Raw genomic sequence first — 15,059 nt, forward strand, 5'->3', positions numbered from 1 at the left:
TCCACGCGCACGGCGGAACAGAATACCCGGGCTATTGCTGGTAATTCGCCAAAACTGTTTACCTTCCGCCGCGTCGGTCCTAGGCTCGGGTCATGTCAGTGAAGATCCGCACGATTCAAACCGCAGTTCCCGCGACGACCCTGGCCCAGGAAGAGATCCGCGATGTCTTCGCCAGCCAGCCGAACCTGAGCCGGCTGGGTGAACGGCTCATCGCCACCTCGTTCAACTCCGCCGCGATCAGCACCAGGTACAGCTGCGTCGATGAATTCGACCTCTCCCTGCCCGAACCCGAAACTCCGCTGTTCTACGACCGGGTTGAAGGCCGGTTGCTCTCCCCGAGCACCGCCGAACGCAACGGCATCTATGCGAAGCAGGCCAGCGCGCTGTTCACGAACGCCGCGAAAAAGGCCCTCGACGCCTGCCCGGACCTTGCCCCGGAAGATATCACCCACGTCATAACCGTCTCCTGCACCGGGTTCTACAACCCGGGCCCGGACTACCAGATCGTGCGGGCGCTGGGGCTGGCACCGAGCACCGTGCGCCACCACCTTGGTTTCATGGGATGCTACGCGGCGTTCCCCGCCCTGCGCGCGGCCCGCGACTTCTGCCTGGCCGATCCTCAAGCCACCGTGCTGGTGGTCTGCGCCGAGCTGTGCACGTTGCATGTGCACAGCTCCAATGACCCGGACACCATCATGGGTTCGGCCATCTTCGCCGACGGGGCCGCGGCGGTGATCGTCTCGGCGCAGGGCAGCGGGCTGCTGCAAATGGACGGCTTCGAAACCGTGCTCACCCCGGTGGGCGAGGAGGCCATGGCCTGGAATATCGGCGACCATGGATTCGAGATGGTGCTGGGCACCTACGTTCCGCACATCATCGACGAGCACATCACCGGGGCGCTGCAGCCGCTCTTGGCCAAGGACGCCGACCCGGAACTCTCCGTGGACCGGATCCAGTATTGGGGTCTGCACCCCGGGGGCCGGGCCATCCTGGACCGGGTGCAAAACCGGCTGGGCCTGGATGACCAGCAGCTGGTGCCAGCCCGCGCGATCCTGGATCGCTACGGGAACATGTCCAGCGCCACGGTGCTATTCGTGCTCAAGGAAATCCTGGAAGCGGCCTCTGCGGACCAGGGCGAAAGGGTCTGCTCCATGGCATTCGGTCCGGGGCTGACCGTGGAATCCGGGCTGTTCACCATATGCCGGCAAGGATAATGCTCCGGCTGGCGCGGGCAGCGGAAGCCATCGAGGAAATGGACCGCCCGGATTGCGACCCGGTGCTGCTGCGCCGCACCTACGCCCAGTTCCCTCTGGTGAACCGGATAGTAGCCGGCTGGCGGGGCAATTACGTGCAGTGCATCCGCCCGTTGCTGGCGCGCCGGGTCCGGGCCAGGATACTGGACGTGGGCTGCGGGGGAGGAGACATTGCGGCGAATCTGGCGCGCTGGGCGCTCGCCGACGGGTTCGAGGTGGCAGTGTGCGGTATCGACCCGGATCCCCGGGCCATCTCCTACGCCCGGCAAGCGCTGCAACGCTGCAAGCTGCCGCGCGGGGTGCTGGAATTCCGGGAAACGACCAGCACCCGGCTAGCGGCCGACGGCGAGCAGTTCGACCTGGTGCTCTCCAACCACCTGCTGCACCATCTGGGTACGGACCAGCTGCGCCAGTTGCAGGACGAGACCGAGCAATTGTGCACCGGGATCGGGTTGCACAGCGATATCCGGCGTTCCCCGGTGGCGCTGGGCCTGTTCGGGCTGGCGACCCTGCCGCTGGCAGGCAGTTCGCTGATCCGGCGCGATGGCCTGACCTCCATTCGGCGCAGCTTCGTGCCGGGGGAACTGGGGCCATTGCTCCGCCCTGGTTGGGAGGTGCGCACGCAGCGGCCCTACCGCAACCTGCTGCTCTGGGAAGCTGGCGGCCATGGATGACGCCGCGATCATCGGCGCCGGGCCGGTGGGCCTGGCGCTGGCCATAGAGCTCGCCCAAAGCGGGCATGCCGTTCGGGTTTTCGAGCAGCGCGGCGCACCGGTAGCCCACTCGCGCGCCATCGGCCTGCATCCTCCAGCGCAAGAGGTCCTGGCGCGGCTCGGCGTGGGACCGGCGGTGCAGCGCGGCGGCGTGCAGATCCGCGGCGGACTGGGGATCTCGCGCGGGCGGAGTATCGCTTCGATGGATTTCTCCACTATTGGCGGCCAATACCCGTATGTGCTGTCCTTGCCGCAGCAGGACACCGAGCAATTGCTGCGCGAGCGCTTGGAACAGCTGGCACCGGGGTCATTGATGATGGACTGCGCTTTCGAGCAGGTTCTTAAGCAGTCAGAGCAGGCGGTGGAATTTGCCGCTGGCGGCGTGGTTCACCGGGCCCTGTGGCTGGCCGGAGCCGACGGGGTCCGTTCCGCGGTCCGCAGGGATCTCGGCGTGGGCTTTGCCGGAAGGGACCATCGGGACCGCTACCTGATGGGGGACTTCCCGGAGACCACTGGGCTGGCGCACACTGCCGCGCTTTTCCTGCATCAGCAGGGGATTGTCGAATCCTTCCCGCTGCCCGCTGCGCGGCGGCGCTGGGTGGTGCGCATCGAGCAAACGCAGGTCGATGATTCGCCGGGCATGCTGGCCGAGACCATCTTGGACCGCACCGGATACCTTCTTGACGCCGAGGCCTGCACGATGACCAGCAATTTCGGCACTGCCACCCGGATGGTGCCCTCGATGCTCCATGGGCGCGTGGTGCTGCTGGGCGATGCGGCCCACCAGATCAGCCCGATCGGTGGGCAGGGGCTGAGCTTGGGGCTGGCTGATGCGCAGGCGGTGGTGCAGCTCATTGCCGCCAGGGCACCCCTTGAAGCCTTGGACGACCTGCGGCTCGGGGCCGCCCGCAGTGCGGCCCGGCGTGCGCAGGCGAACATGCTGCTGGGCCGTGCACTGCCGCGCTGGGCCGTCCCTTTGCGGGATTCGGCGTTTTCCCGGCTGGCCTCCAGTGCCTGGCTGCATGAGAAGGTGGCGCGCGACTTCACGATGACCGGTCCCGGACAGCGTTCGGTTCCCGTCGCATGACGAAATGGCAACGTTTCGAAGACTGATTGCGAATGGAGCATCTATCCGGATGGCGCCCAACGGCGCAGGAAATGCACATCGACAAGCAGCTCGCCAACGGCTCGGTCAGCGGAGAAGTCAGGGCTTACCTGGGTGAAACCGACCATGGCGAGCCCCTCTGGGGCGAAACCTTCCAGCTGGAGGCGGTCATGGCCGGCACCGGTGATACGGTGGTCACCCGCGAGCATCAAGATGGATTCCGGCACTGGAGCAAAGACCGACCGGCCTCTGCCACCAGCGGGCATCTGGGGGACATGGACCTTGCCGGTGCCGTGGGCAACCTCGGCCACCTGAAGGAATCCTTCAAGTACTGAACACCCGAATGCAGCAGTGCCGCGCCGCCGGTAGATTGGCGGTGCGGCACTGTTTTTGCGTGCCCAAACTCACCGCCAAATACTCGCGGATACATGAAACAATAGGTAGCAATGACTTCCATCGATTCCACCCCACTTTCCGCCGAAGAACGCAAGGCACTGCGCAATGAGCAGGCCGCGGCCCAGCGCGCCCAGCAGATGCGCATCTCCAAGTCCCGAGCCGAAGCCGAAGGCCGCGCCCAGGTCGTTCCAACCGCCGAAGGCTGGAAGCAGGAGATGGGTGCCGATGGTCGTCCAGAGCTGCAGTTCGCCACCAAGCGCCGTGTCTCCCAGCCGCCAACGCACCTGGCTGACCTGTCCCTGGCCGAGCGCCAGGCCAAGCTGAAGGAACTGGGACTGCCGGCCTTCCGCGCCAAGCAGCTCTCAGTGCACTACTTCCAGCACTACACCACCGACCCGGAGAAGATGAGCGATCTTCCCAAGGAGCGCCGTGCGGAACTGGCCGAGGCCATGTTCCCGAAGCTGCTCACCGAGGTCAAGCGCCTGGAAACCGATGATGGCAAGACCATCAAGTTCCTCTGGCGCCTGTTCGACGGCTCGCTGGTCGAGTCCGTGCTGATGCGCTATCCGGGCCGCATCACCCTGTGCATTTCCTCGCAGTGCGGCTGTGGCATGAACTGCCCGTTCTGCGCCACCGGCCAGGCGGGCTTGACCCGCAACATGTCCACCGCTGAAATCCTGGACCAGATCGTCCAGGCCAACCGCGTGATCGCCGAAGGCGGACTGGGCGGACGCCAGCACCCCGAGGAGCGCGTGGGCAACATCGTGTTCATGGGCATGGGCGAGCCGCTGGCCAACTACAAGCGCGTGATGAACGCCGTGCACCGCATGGTCGCCGATGCCCCTGAGGGCTTGGGCATGGCCGCCCGCGGCATCACCGTCTCCACCGTTGGCCTGGTTCCGGCGATCCGCAAGCTGACCGAGGAGAATGTCCAGGTCACCTTCGCGCTGTCGCTGCATGCGCCGGATGACGAGCTGCGCGACGAGCTGATCCCGGTCAACTCGCGCTGGAAGGTCGACGAGGCACTGGATGCCGCGTACGACTACTACGTGAAGACCGGTCGCCGCGTCTCCATCGAGTACGCGCTGATCAAGGACATGAACGACCACGAATGGCGTGCAGAAATGCTGGCCAAGAAGCTGAACGCGCGCGGCCGCGGCTGGGTGCACGTGAACCCGATTCCGCTGAACCCGGTGCCGGGCTCCATTTGGACCCGCAGCGAACCGGATATCACATCCAAGTTCGTTCGCCGCCTCGATGAGCTCGGCGTGCCAACCACGCTGCGCGATACCCGAGGCAAGGAAATCGACGGCGCCTGCGGCCAGCTCGCAGCCGACGGCGACAAGTAGCATTTACCGTGGAGACCAGCTTTCGCTGGTCTCCACGGTGCGTTAACGACCCCTCTTCGTGCAGGAGGTCTACGACTGCATGTATGGTTCTGATATGGCCGTTTCAGACCCGCTTTTCCTTGATAAGACCAATCCAGAGCTATGGAACTCGATTGGCAGATTTTCCAAAGATGTCGCCAAGTCCTACCGCGCAGCCGGAATCAGCGACCGCACCGCCGAGCTGATCAACCTGCGCGTCTCGCAGATCAATGGGTGTGCCTACTGCTTGGACCTTCACGCCCGCAAGGCACTGGACGCAGGGGAGAGTCTGCAACGCATCAACCTGCTGAGCACTTGGGATGAATGCGGCGGCCTGTTTAGCGAAGAAGAATGCGCAGCGTTGGCCATCGCAGAAGCCGCCACGGACCTGCCTAATCCCGATGAGCGCATAGCAGCGGTGGCTTCGGCCCGGCTGGTGCTCAGCGATGAGCAAGTGGCAGCCATCCAATGGATCGCCGTCGCCATGAATGCCTTCAACAGGATTTCCATCCTTTCGCGCCACCCGGTCAAGGAACGCGAACTGGAAAAGGCGGACAAATAGCAAAAGGCCGCCGTTTGCCCGGGTGGGGGTAAACGGCGGCCAATACGAACTCAGGCGTTGGCTTTGCGTACGGCTTCGGTGTAGCGGCGTTCGAATTCCTCGGCGCTGACCACTTCTCGTTCCACGCGGAATGAAGACTCGTCAATCCCCAGAACCGCAGCGATCAGTGAGCGGGTGTAAAGGGCGATCTTGCGTGATTTCCGGGTGGACGTCACATGGTCCAATTCCGGAACCCAGATGTTCCACCAGCCGCCTTCCTTGCCGACTACTGCCTTGAAAACGCGTTGCTCACTCATCTGCTGCCTTACTCTCTACGATGCTCTGACCAGCGTCTTGCCGTCTGCTTCAATACTCCACTACGTGCAGCCGTGGCGACAAGTCGTCGCTGCCGTGGGCACTACTTCGCCAGCGGCACGCCATCCTTGCCTACCGCGAAGCTCACGACGTCGTCATAGGCGCGTCGCTCGGTCTTTTCCAACTGGTATTCCGAATCCTGCTGGGGGAAAATGTGAACCGGGGTCAAGGTCGGTTTCCGTGCCGTAGCCGCCGTTCAGCGCCGCATAGGTTTCCCAATTGCCCAAAGCTGGAAGCAGCGGAACGCTGGAGGCCAAGTCCGAATGCTCGCCGGCCACATGGCCGAAGAACTCATCCCACGCCGGCTGGTATCCCGAACCCTGGGTGAGATCGCCTGCCATCATGACCAGGTCCGGATCGGCAGCTTCGATGTGCTTGAGGTTCTCGTTGAATGCGGTGGACTGGTCCAGCGGGTAGCGCAGGGTCGGTTCGCCGTTGCGGGTGGTCATGCCGAACTGCTGGTCCCATTTGGACCCCGCGCCCGGACGCTGGATGGAATCTGCGGTGTAGCCGTTGACCGGGGAGAGCTCCCACTCGCGGTGTTCGGTGCGTCCGCGTGGTTCGGTTTCAGAATCTGAGAACGCAATGATGCGCACGTTTTTCCACGCCCCGCCCTTGGGAGCTGTTTTGAAAGCCGCGCTGTGGGTTTCTCCTGATTGGGTCACGGTGTAGTTGTAGGACTTTCCGGGCAGCAGGCCCTGGAGGGTCACCGAGTGCTTGTAGTTCGAATTCGACTTCAACCACGAGCCCTGTTCCAAGCCCTCGATCTGCTGATCAAGTTCGGCCCGGGTGTATTCCATGAGATCCAGGTACTGTGGTGCGCTGCTCTGCTTCCCGGACTTTCCCAGTCCCGGTCCCGAGAGGCTTATCGTGCCCGGCTCATCGGTTTCGCTGATCCAGTTGATGGTCATCGACGTGGCAGCAGGAGCTTGGAGGTAGGGCAGTACGCGGAAACCCGGTTCTGGGGACTAGGCCGTTACCGCTGGAAGCGCGGAAGCAGCGGTTCCTGGCAGAGCAGCGGCGCTGGCTGCCGGCGCCAAGACCAACGGGATCAATACAGCGGCGGCAAGTGCGGCCGAGAGGGGCTTGTTGTTCATAGTGCGTTCTCCTGTGCGAGGTGTCGCCTGCAAAAGGCGGGTACCTTGAGGATGCCCGGGGCGCGTGCCCCAAGGGTGGATATGAGGCAAACGAAGGGTGAACTGGGTCGGTGAGCCTGCTCACCGGCTGTCTCGCGCACTAATACCAAGCTGGAGCCGATAGCCTTGAAGCAGATAGCTGAGAAGACCAAAGCGAGGGCGCTTCGGTTTTCCACGCCTGCGAAAAGAAGGACAAACAGTGCAAGCCTCCCAGCGTTCCAAGGTAGCTCCCTTTGAAGTGATGCAAATTGTTGATCAGGTCGCCACGATGCGGACCTCCGGCCACGACGTGATCTCGTTGTGCGTGGGAGAACCTGGCGGCGGTGCTCCAGCGGCCGTGAATGACCTGGCCGCGAAGCTGCATGCCGAGCATGCCGACTTCGGGTACACCTCAACTGCGGGACTGCTCGAAACCCGACAGGCCTTATCGAAGCACTACCTCGATACCTATGGCTTACAGATCCCCGCAAAGAACTTCGTGATGACCACAGGTTCCTCCGGTGCATTCCAGCTTTCGTTCTTGGCAGCCTTCGATGCTGGAGACGTGGTGGCGCTGGCCCGTCCCGGCTACCCGGCCTACGCCAATATTCTGGGTGCCCTGGGGCTGGAAGTTGTCGACCTGCCCACCGGTGCAGCGCAGCGTTACCAGCCCACCGTGCAGCTGCTTGAGGCGGCCAAGAAGGAGCATGGACGCCTCGATGGGCTGGTTGTTGCGTCGCCGAATAATCCCACCGGAACCATGTTCAGCGCAGGCGAGCTCTCGGACTTGGCCACCTGGTGCGAAGCAAATGATGTGCGGCTGATTAGCGATGAAATCTATCACGGCATTGAATTCGTCCCAGACCGCAAGGCACATACCTCGTGGGAGTTCTCCCGCTCGTCCATCGTTGTCTCCTCCTTCTCCAAATACTGGGGGATGACCGGCTGGCGCCTGGGCTGGATGATCGTGCCCGATGAGCTAGTGCCAACGGTGGACGCACTGGCTTCGAACCTCGCCTTGTGCGCTCCAGCGCCAGCACAGCGCGCGGTGGTAGCTGCCTTTGAACAGCGGAGCCTCGATGAAGCCAATGAGCGCGTGGACGAGTTCGCCCGCACCCGAGCCCACGTGTTGGAGCACTTCAGCAGCTTGGGCATCAGCGAGGCAGCTCCCGCCGATGGGGCTTTCTACCTCTACGGCCGGTTGGCCCCCGAAGTCTTGGAGCATTTCGGTTCTGCGGGCAAGTACTGCCAAGCGGTTTTGGAGCATGCGCATGTTGCGCTGACCCCTGGCGGCGACTTTGATCCGTTCGAAGGCCACCTGTTTATCCGCTTGTCCTTCGCGGCCGGATATGAGCGTGTGGCAGAAGCCCTGGAACGCGTTGCGGCTTTCCTACGGCAGAGCTTGGCAGGAAGCTAGTTTTCCACATTAGGTGAGCAATGCGCTGCGCGCGGCGCTTCAAAATGGACAGTGGATGGCAGTAACGCTTCGTTACTGCCATCCACTGTTTCAAGGAGCCACCAATGCCTGCAGTACTCGAACCTGTCGAACATGAATGCCTTGCGTGCTATTTGTATCGTGCGGTCTGCGCGCAAGGATGCGACGGGACCCATCTCTTCCTCTTGTCTTATCGCGATGCGAGCGCTCCGCGAGCTACCGCGATTGACCGGAAAATGCAGCTGCTGGGCGGATTCTGCGACTGCGAAGTGCTGGCCAATGCCATCCGCCCGATCACGCGTGAAGCGATTCAAGCCGTGGACAATGACGAAAATCTTGTCTGCAAAGGAGTACGCCGCGGCACAATCCAACCATGTGAACATTGGTTGATGCGCCGCGGCGTACAGTGGGGCGGCGGTCAGTTCCGCCGCCGAAGTGCTTGAAGATCAGTTTTCGGGGGTCTTGCTCTTCGGCTTGCGGGCCTTGAGCAGTTCAACACCAATAGGGATCACCGAGATGAGGACGATCAGGATGAAGATCAGGTCGATGTTCTCTTCGATCCAGGTGAATTGGCCCAGCCAATAACCCAGCAATGTGACGCCGATACCCCACAGGGCGGCACCGATCAGGTTGTAGAGGATGAAGGTCTTGTGGTTCATCCTCGCTACGCCAGCGATTACCGGGACGAAGGTGCGGACCACTGGAACGAAGCGTGCCAGGATCACCGCGCGGCCGCCGAACTTCTCGAAGAACTCGTGGGCCCGCTCAACGTTCTTCTGCGAGAAGAAGCGGGAATCCGGTTTCTTGAAGATGGCAGGTCCGGATTTCTTGCCAATGATGTAGCCGGTCTGGTCACCTGCGAAGGCGCAGACAAAGATCGCGGCGGCGAAGAGCCACAACGGAATTTGGATGGTGCCGGTGGCAATGAGCATGCCAACGGTGAAGAGCATCGAGTCGCCTGGCAGGAAGAAGCCCACCAGCAAGCCGGTCTCGGCGAAGACAATGGCGCAAACCAGCAGCAAGACCCATGGGCCAAGCGCGGGGTTGTTCAGGAAGACGACTGGGTTCAACCAGTCGGGCAGGAAAGCCGCGCCCATGGTTGGAGCCGCATAATCGGTCACAAGGGAAAGAAACGAAGAATGATCTAGCACAGCAAAAATCCTACGTGAGTACGCTGTGAGTTTCCCAGAGTGCCATCCGTAATCTCTGATGGGGGACAACCCGGCCACAAGGGCGAAAATCTCCAAGTTGTTCGTTGACCCGTAGTGATCATGGCTTTTCACGGGGCCAGCAACGAGAGCCGAGGGAGCATTGGGAAGCGGCAAGTTGCCAAGCTCACAGCGGGATTCGACGTAAAAGTCGGCGAGGTTGCATCGAGCCACCTGGATTCGGTCCATGACAACGGTCATGGACAACGCATGACTTTCTGCTCTTCTGCACACCCGGCAAAGGGGGAAGACTAAGAAGCATGGAAACGCTGATTAGAACGAATGCAGTTTCGCTCAGCGGCTTGAAGAAGACCTTCTCAACGCCGCGCAGCAAAGTTGAAGCAGTCAAGGGCATTGACCTGCAGATCCAGACCGGACAGATCGTGGCCTTCCTAGGACCCAACGGAGCTGGCAAGACGACAACCGTGGACATGATCCTGGGCCTGACCCAACCCACAGGAGGGTCGGTGGAAATCCTCGGCTTGGATCCGCGCCAAGCCATCTCCGCTGGAAGGGTCTCTGCCGTCTTGCAAACCGGTGGGTTGCTGCGCGATATGACCGTCAAGGAGACAGTGTCAGTCATCGCCCACATGCATGAGCAAGCAGATCGCATTGGGCCGGTCATGGAACGCACGGGGCTGGATAAAATCGCCAAGCGGCGCGTGGGCAAATGCTCTGGCGGCGAGCAGCAGCGCATCAAGTTCGCTTTGGCTCTGCTGCCCGACCCGGATGTACTGATCCTCGATGAGCCAACTGCCGGAATGGACGTGATGGCCCGCCGGGATTTCTGGGCCACGATGCGAGAAGAAGCTACCGAAGGGCGCACCGTCATTTTCGCCACGCACTATCTGGAAGAAGCCCAGAACTTCGCAGAACGCACCGTGCTGATGAGCCAAGGCCGCATTGTCGCCGACGGCGCCACCGAAGAGCTGCGCAAGCTCATCTCCGGACGCACCGTCAGCGCTTCCTTCCCCTCGGCGGAGCATGCCGAACGAGCCGGAGCTTTTGATAATTCGGTGCAGGTAGCCGAACGCAACGGATTGCGCTTCGCTTTCCACAGCGTCGATTCGGACCGCTTCGCGGCCGCCCTGCTCGCCGACTACCAGGGCTACGACCTGGAAATTTCCTCGCCGAGCCTGGAAGAGGCCTTCATCCAGCTGACCAAGGACGCATCATGATGAGCACCTACATCCGCGTGGAATTCGCACGGCACTTCCGCGATGGGTACAACCTGATCTTCGCCCTGCTGCTGCCCGCCGCCATGTACATCCTGTTCGGCAACATCCCCAGCTACACCGAGTTCGAGCTGGGCGCAGGCAACGTGAAGTTCTATCTGATGATTTCCATGGCAGCCTACGGGGCGGCGGTCAGCACTGTGGCAATCGCCGGGACCGTGGCCACCGAAACCATGCAGGGATGGGGCAGGCAAATAGCCTTGACCAAAATGCCGCCGGCCATGTTCGTCAGCAGCAAGATGATCGTCGCGGCCACCGTAGCCGGTGCCTCGGCAGCAGTAGTCTTCGCCCTGGGCGCCGCGACTGGAGCCGAAGTGCAAGAAGGCTGGATCTGGGGAGCGAGCTACCTGATCATCCTGCTCGGCGCCATGGTCTTCGCCTGCTACGGCATCGGGGTGGGCATGGTGTTCAAATCCGAATCGGCCCTGGGCCTGGCCTCAGGCTTGATGGTGTTCTTCGCCTTCTTCGGCAATGTCTTCATGCCCCTGGAAGGAGGCATGCTCGACGCGGCCCGCTTCACCCCGATGTACGGCTACGTAGCACTGGCCCGCTACCCATTGCTCAAGGACATGCCCGCCGGAGTCGAAATGGCCCCGGACGCATTGTGGATCCCAACCGCTAACCTAGTGGCATGGGCACTCATCTTCGTTCTCTTCGCGGTACTCGCCACCAGGAAGGCCAAGGCACGCCAGTGAGCCGCAACCTGCCCGGCGCCGCGCCAGCGGACGATCCGCTCTGCGAGATCGACGAGGACCAGAAATTCTGGGATCGCCGAGGCTGGCTGATCGCCGGCGTCTGGGTGATCTTCCTGGTCTTCCCGGTGCTGGACCTTCTCGTGGAAGACTACACGCTGCCCACCCGGATCATCGGCCTGGCGCTGATCGCCCTCTTCGCCGCCGTCTACCTGCAGTCGTACGCCAAATTCTCCCAGAACATCGGGCAAGGCGGAACCAGCGCTCGCAGGGCGCATGCGAACTTCCTGGTCCTCTGCGCGATTATCGCCCTGGGCATCCCGGTCATCGGGCTGACCACCATGGGGCTCTTCCCCTTCATCACCTCCTTCGCGATCTTCTTGCTCAGCAGGAAGTGGGCCATCGCGGCCTACGCCGCGGTGCTGGTGCTCAGTTTCGCGCTGCCGATCGTCTACGGGCAGTTCATGGACGCGATCTTCCTGATCGGCCTGAACCTCGTGCTGATGGTGGTGTACGCGATTACCGTGGCCGCCATTCGGCGCTCGGCCGCAGCAGAAAAGATCCGCAGCGACTACCTGCTGGTCGCCGAGCAGGAACGCGTGGCCAGGGACGTGCATGATGGCATCGGGCATTCGCTGACCGCATTGAATTTGAAGGCGCAGCTGGCCCTGCGCCTGATGGACCAGGAACAGTACGCCCAGGCCCGCGGGGAACTGGAACAACTCAGCGCCCTGGCCGTGGACGCGCTGGACTCCGTGCGCACGACGGTGCAGGGGCTCAGCCGCCAGGACCTGGCCGGGGAACTGGCCGAGCTGCAGCAGGCGTGCGACGACAACAACCTCGAATTCACGGTGGCAGGAACCGCCGAGCAAGTCCCGATGCAGCTGCGTTCGCATGTGGCATGGATCCTGCGCGAAGCGGTCACCAATGTGCTGCGCCACGCGCACGCCAGCACCATCGTGCTGCATCTGGAACCCGGAAAAGTCAGCGTCGATGACGACGGGGATGGCCTGCAAGCCAGCACGCCAGGCCACGGCATCCGGGGAATGCAGGAACGCGCCAAGCAATTCGGTGCCAGTTGTACAGTAGGGGCATCGCGGCTGGGCGGAACCAGCGTGCAAGTGGCCTTCGAGGCAGAGGGGAGTGCAGCGTGATCCGGATTCTCATCGCCGATGACCAGCACCTGGTCCGGGGCGCACTGGCAGCCTTGCTGAACCTCGAAGAAGACATCCACGTCGTTGCGCAATGCGCCGACGGTGACGAGGTCGCCGCCGCACTGGATGCGCACCCCGCCGACATCGCGTTGCTGGATGTGCAGATGCCGCGGCACGACGGGCTGCGCACCGCAGCAGAACTCAAGGCCAGCCACGCCGAGGTGAAGGTGCTGATCCTGACCACCTTTGACCGTCCCGGATATTTCCGCCAGGCCTTCGAAGCCGGAGCGCACGGCTTCCTGGTCAAGGATTCTCCGCCGGCCGAGCTGATTGCCGCCATCCGCAGGGTCTATTGCGGGGACAAGGTAGTGGATCCGCAGCGTGCCATGCTCAGCGTGGAGAGCCGCAGCAACCCGCTAACCGGGCGTGAGCGCGAGATCCTTTCACTGGCCGCCTCAGGCTCGCCGGTATCGCAGATTGCCTCGGCGGTGCACCTGTCGGTGGGAACTGTGCGCAACCACCTGTCCAATGCGATCGGCAAAACCAGCACTGCCAACCGCATTGAGGCCGCGCGCTACGCCCGCGAGATGGGCTGGATCTAGCGCGTTACGAAGTGGGTAATCAGGCCTATGACCCAAATTGAGGAGGCCAGCAGCACGCAGCCGAATTCCACGACGATGCCCAGGCCCATGGCCTTCAACGCGGCCCAGGATGAGCCGAGCGCGCCGGAGACTTCGCGCCGGCGCACGCTTTCACCGGCGAATAGGCCCACTGCGAAACCGACGAACATGCCGATCACGGGAATGAGGAAAGCACCGGCGATGGCACCCACGACCGCAAAGAGAATGGAACCCTTGGGGATTTGATGTTCCTTGAGTTTCTTGCCGGTCAGGATCGCAGAGGCGGACCAGCCCAGCAGGGCGATCGCCATGCCCAGGCCGGCCGCCCACCAGGAAGCGCCGGAACCCAGCAGCCAGCCCCAGCCCAAGAGCGTGCCGATCGTCAGCAACGAGCCGGGCAGCACCGGGAAGATGGTGCCCAATGCCGATACAACTAGCAGCAGCCCGGCGATAATCGTGTAAATAATTTGTGCATCCACATGCCCAGTTTCGCACACTGCATCCTTGCATGAGGCGCACCGTCAAGCAGGACAAGAATTCAGGGATATTTGTTCCGAATGCCGAGCTGACGAACAAACAATTGATTAAATCCGGATAATTTCCCTTCTCTCATTGATTCCTTTTTACCTAGTCGGATATCGATTTAGATTGAAAAGCGTCGCCCGTTGGCAATGGAAAAAGAAATCAAAAGCCGGAAGGCTCTTCACACCCTAAATTGTTAGCGCTAACATTGTGACCATCGACACATTGTTCTGGTGCCGGAGACCATTCACTCCACCATTATCCGGCGGGGACCTACGAGGAGGAACTCACGATGAAACGACAGACCTTTTTGCGCACTGGCTTGGCAACGCTCAGCATCGCAGCTATGGCAGCCATGAGCGCATGCGCCGGCTCGGATTCCAGTGGCAGCGAAGGCGGAGGATCCGGTTCTGAGACCATTACCATCGGTTTCTCGCAGGTTGGCGCCGAGTCCGGGTGGCGCGCGGCGAATACCAAGGACATCCAAGACACCCTGACCGAAGAAAACGGCTTCAAGCTCAGCTTCTCTGATGCCCAGCAGAAGCAGGAGAACCAGATCCAGGCTCTGCGTTCGTACATCGCGCAGGGCGTTGACGTCCTGGCGTTTTCCCCAGTGGTAGAAACGGGCTGGGATGCTGTGCTGCAAGAAGCCAAGAGCGCCAATATCCCGGTGATCCTCACGGACCGCGCCGTTGACACCACCGATGACACGCTCTTTGCCTCGTTCATCGGCTCCGACTTCATTGAAGAAGGACAGCGGGCCGGGGATTGGGTTGTAGAGAATCTGGACAAGGACCTGAAGGTTGTCGAACTGCAGGGAACTACCGGCTCAGCACCGGCCATCGACCGCAAGGAAGGCTTCGGAAAGGCCATTGAGGGCACGGACATCGAGATTATCGACTCGCAGACCGGTGACTTCACCCGTGCAGGCGGCAAGCAGGTCATGGAAGGTTTCTTGAACTCCCATGACGATATCGATCTGGTCTTCGCCCATAACGATGACATGGGCTTGGGCGCCATTGAAGCCATCGAGGCAGCAGGCAAGAAGCCAGGCGAGGACATCAAGATTGTCACCATTGACGCGGTCAAGGACGGCATGCAGGCATTGGTTGACGGCAAGATCAACTACATCGTCGAATGCAACCCGCTGCTGGGCGAGGATTTGGCAGAAATCGCCAAGAAGGTTGTAGCCGGCGAATCTGTGGAGAAGCGCATCGTCGTTGAAGACGCCGCCTTCACCCAGGATGAAGCGGCCGAGGTCCTGGCCGATCGCACCTACTAGAAACGCAGGCAAGAGCACGAACCGGCGGGCCACAAGCTGGCCCGCC

At 62.0% G+C, this 15,059-nt stretch carries 18 protein-coding genes; 13 read left to right on the forward strand and 5 right to left on the reverse strand.

The window, feature by feature from the left end; all coding sequences use genetic code 11:
- Positions 1–92 precede the first annotated feature (92 nt).
- The 6 genes from AC1Z36_RS05180 (at position 93) to AC1Z36_RS05205 (ending at position 5,396) form a co-directional block, all read left to right on the forward strand.
- On the forward strand, positions 93–1,214 hold the full coding sequence (locus AC1Z36_RS05180; protein WP_105656155.1) for a type III polyketide synthase: 1,122 nt from the start codon (positions 93–95) through the stop codon (positions 1,212–1,214).
- Positions 1,199–1,927: a methyltransferase domain-containing protein gene (locus tag AC1Z36_RS05185; protein ID WP_286134635.1), complete on the forward strand. Its 729-nt coding sequence runs from the start codon at positions 1,199–1,201 to the stop codon at positions 1,925–1,927. Before AC1Z36_RS05180 ends, AC1Z36_RS05185 begins: the two co-directional genes overlap by 16 nt.
- On the forward strand, positions 1,920–3,053 hold the full coding sequence (locus AC1Z36_RS05190) for an FAD-dependent oxidoreductase (RefSeq protein WP_105656157.1): 1,134 nt from the start codon (positions 1,920–1,922) through the stop codon (positions 3,051–3,053). The genes AC1Z36_RS05185 and AC1Z36_RS05190 overlap by 8 nt, the downstream gene beginning before the upstream one ends.
- 32 nt (positions 3,054–3,085) lie before the next feature.
- Positions 3,086–3,406 (forward strand): hypothetical protein, encoded by a 321-nt coding sequence (locus tag AC1Z36_RS05195; RefSeq protein ID WP_146112211.1) that lies wholly within the window; start codon positions 3,086–3,088, stop codon positions 3,404–3,406.
- 198 nt (positions 3,407–3,604) lie between these two features.
- Positions 3,605–4,816, forward strand: coding sequence for a dual-specificity RNA methyltransferase RlmN (gene rlmN, locus AC1Z36_RS05200; protein ID WP_166650787.1), 1,212 nt, complete (start codon positions 3,605–3,607; stop codon positions 4,814–4,816).
- A gap of 94 nt (positions 4,817–4,910) precedes the next feature.
- Entirely contained in the window at positions 4,911–5,396 is a 486-nt protein-coding gene (locus AC1Z36_RS05205; RefSeq protein ID WP_286134043.1) for a carboxymuconolactone decarboxylase family protein, read from the forward strand.
- A gap of 50 nt (positions 5,397–5,446) precedes the next feature.
- Here the strand turns inward: AC1Z36_RS05205 and AC1Z36_RS05210 are convergent, their stop codons facing one another.
- The 3 genes from AC1Z36_RS05210 to AC1Z36_RS05220 form a co-directional block, all read right to left on the reverse strand.
- On the reverse strand, positions 5,447–5,692 hold the full coding sequence (locus tag AC1Z36_RS05210) for a hypothetical protein (protein ID WP_105656161.1): 246 nt from the start codon (positions 5,690–5,692) through the stop codon (positions 5,447–5,449).
- A 153-nt stretch (positions 5,693–5,845) separates the two neighbouring features.
- Positions 5,846–6,694 (reverse strand): fibronectin type III domain-containing protein, encoded by an 849-nt coding sequence (locus AC1Z36_RS05215; protein ID WP_286134067.1) that lies wholly within the window; start codon positions 6,692–6,694, stop codon positions 5,846–5,848.
- A gap of 24 nt (positions 6,695–6,718) precedes the next feature.
- Complete coding sequence (locus tag AC1Z36_RS05220) at positions 6,719–6,847, reverse strand: hypothetical protein (RefSeq protein WP_286134044.1); 129 nt, start codon at positions 6,845–6,847, stop codon at positions 6,719–6,721.
- Between the two features lie 238 nt (positions 6,848–7,085).
- Here AC1Z36_RS05220 and AC1Z36_RS05225 point away from each other — a divergent pair, with 238 nt between their 5' ends.
- Positions 7,086–8,282, forward strand: coding sequence for a pyridoxal phosphate-dependent aminotransferase (locus AC1Z36_RS05225; protein WP_105656163.1), 1,197 nt, complete (start codon positions 7,086–7,088; stop codon positions 8,280–8,282).
- A gap of 104 nt (positions 8,283–8,386) precedes the next feature.
- Entirely contained in the window at positions 8,387–8,743 is a 357-nt protein-coding gene (locus AC1Z36_RS05230; RefSeq protein WP_105656164.1) for a DUF2695 domain-containing protein, read from the forward strand.
- 3 nt (positions 8,744–8,746) lie between these two features.
- On the opposite strand, the gene AC1Z36_RS05235 is transcribed toward AC1Z36_RS05230, so the two are convergent.
- Entirely contained in the window at positions 8,747–9,421 is a 675-nt protein-coding gene (locus tag AC1Z36_RS05235; RefSeq protein ID WP_388023432.1) for a DedA family protein, read from the reverse strand.
- Between the two features lie 347 nt (positions 9,422–9,768).
- Between AC1Z36_RS05235 and AC1Z36_RS05240 the strand changes: the two genes are divergently transcribed.
- The 4 genes from AC1Z36_RS05240 to AC1Z36_RS05255 are packed head-to-tail and all read left to right on the forward strand — an operon-like array spanning position 9,769 to position 13,191.
- Complete coding sequence (locus tag AC1Z36_RS05240) at positions 9,769–10,686, forward strand: ABC transporter ATP-binding protein (RefSeq protein ID WP_105656166.1); 918 nt, start codon at positions 9,769–9,771, stop codon at positions 10,684–10,686.
- Positions 10,683–11,438: an ABC transporter permease gene (locus AC1Z36_RS05245; protein WP_105656167.1), complete on the forward strand. Its 756-nt coding sequence runs from the start codon at positions 10,683–10,685 to the stop codon at positions 11,436–11,438. The genes AC1Z36_RS05240 and AC1Z36_RS05245 overlap by 4 nt, the downstream gene beginning before the upstream one ends.
- Positions 11,435–12,589: a sensor histidine kinase gene (locus AC1Z36_RS05250; protein WP_181148762.1), complete on the forward strand. Its 1,155-nt coding sequence runs from the start codon at positions 11,435–11,437 to the stop codon at positions 12,587–12,589. Before AC1Z36_RS05245 ends, AC1Z36_RS05250 begins: the two co-directional genes overlap by 4 nt.
- On the forward strand, positions 12,586–13,191 hold the full coding sequence (locus AC1Z36_RS05255; protein WP_105656169.1) for a response regulator transcription factor: 606 nt from the start codon (positions 12,586–12,588) through the stop codon (positions 13,189–13,191). Before AC1Z36_RS05250 ends, AC1Z36_RS05255 begins: the two co-directional genes overlap by 4 nt.
- Here AC1Z36_RS05255 and AC1Z36_RS05260 read toward each other — a convergent pair.
- On the reverse strand, positions 13,188–13,688 hold the full coding sequence (locus AC1Z36_RS05260; RefSeq protein ID WP_208294262.1) for a DUF456 domain-containing protein: 501 nt from the start codon (positions 13,686–13,688) through the stop codon (positions 13,188–13,190). The genes AC1Z36_RS05255 and AC1Z36_RS05260 overlap by 4 nt on opposite strands.
- A gap of 335 nt (positions 13,689–14,023) precedes the next feature.
- Here AC1Z36_RS05260 and AC1Z36_RS05265 point away from each other — a divergent pair, with 335 nt between their 5' ends.
- On the forward strand, positions 14,024–15,013 hold the full coding sequence (locus AC1Z36_RS05265; RefSeq protein WP_105656171.1) for an ABC transporter substrate-binding protein: 990 nt from the start codon (positions 14,024–14,026) through the stop codon (positions 15,011–15,013).
- The last annotated feature ends 46 nt before the right edge of the window (positions 15,014–15,059 follow it).

It is taken from the genome of Glutamicibacter sp. BS14 (assembly GCF_056934375.1).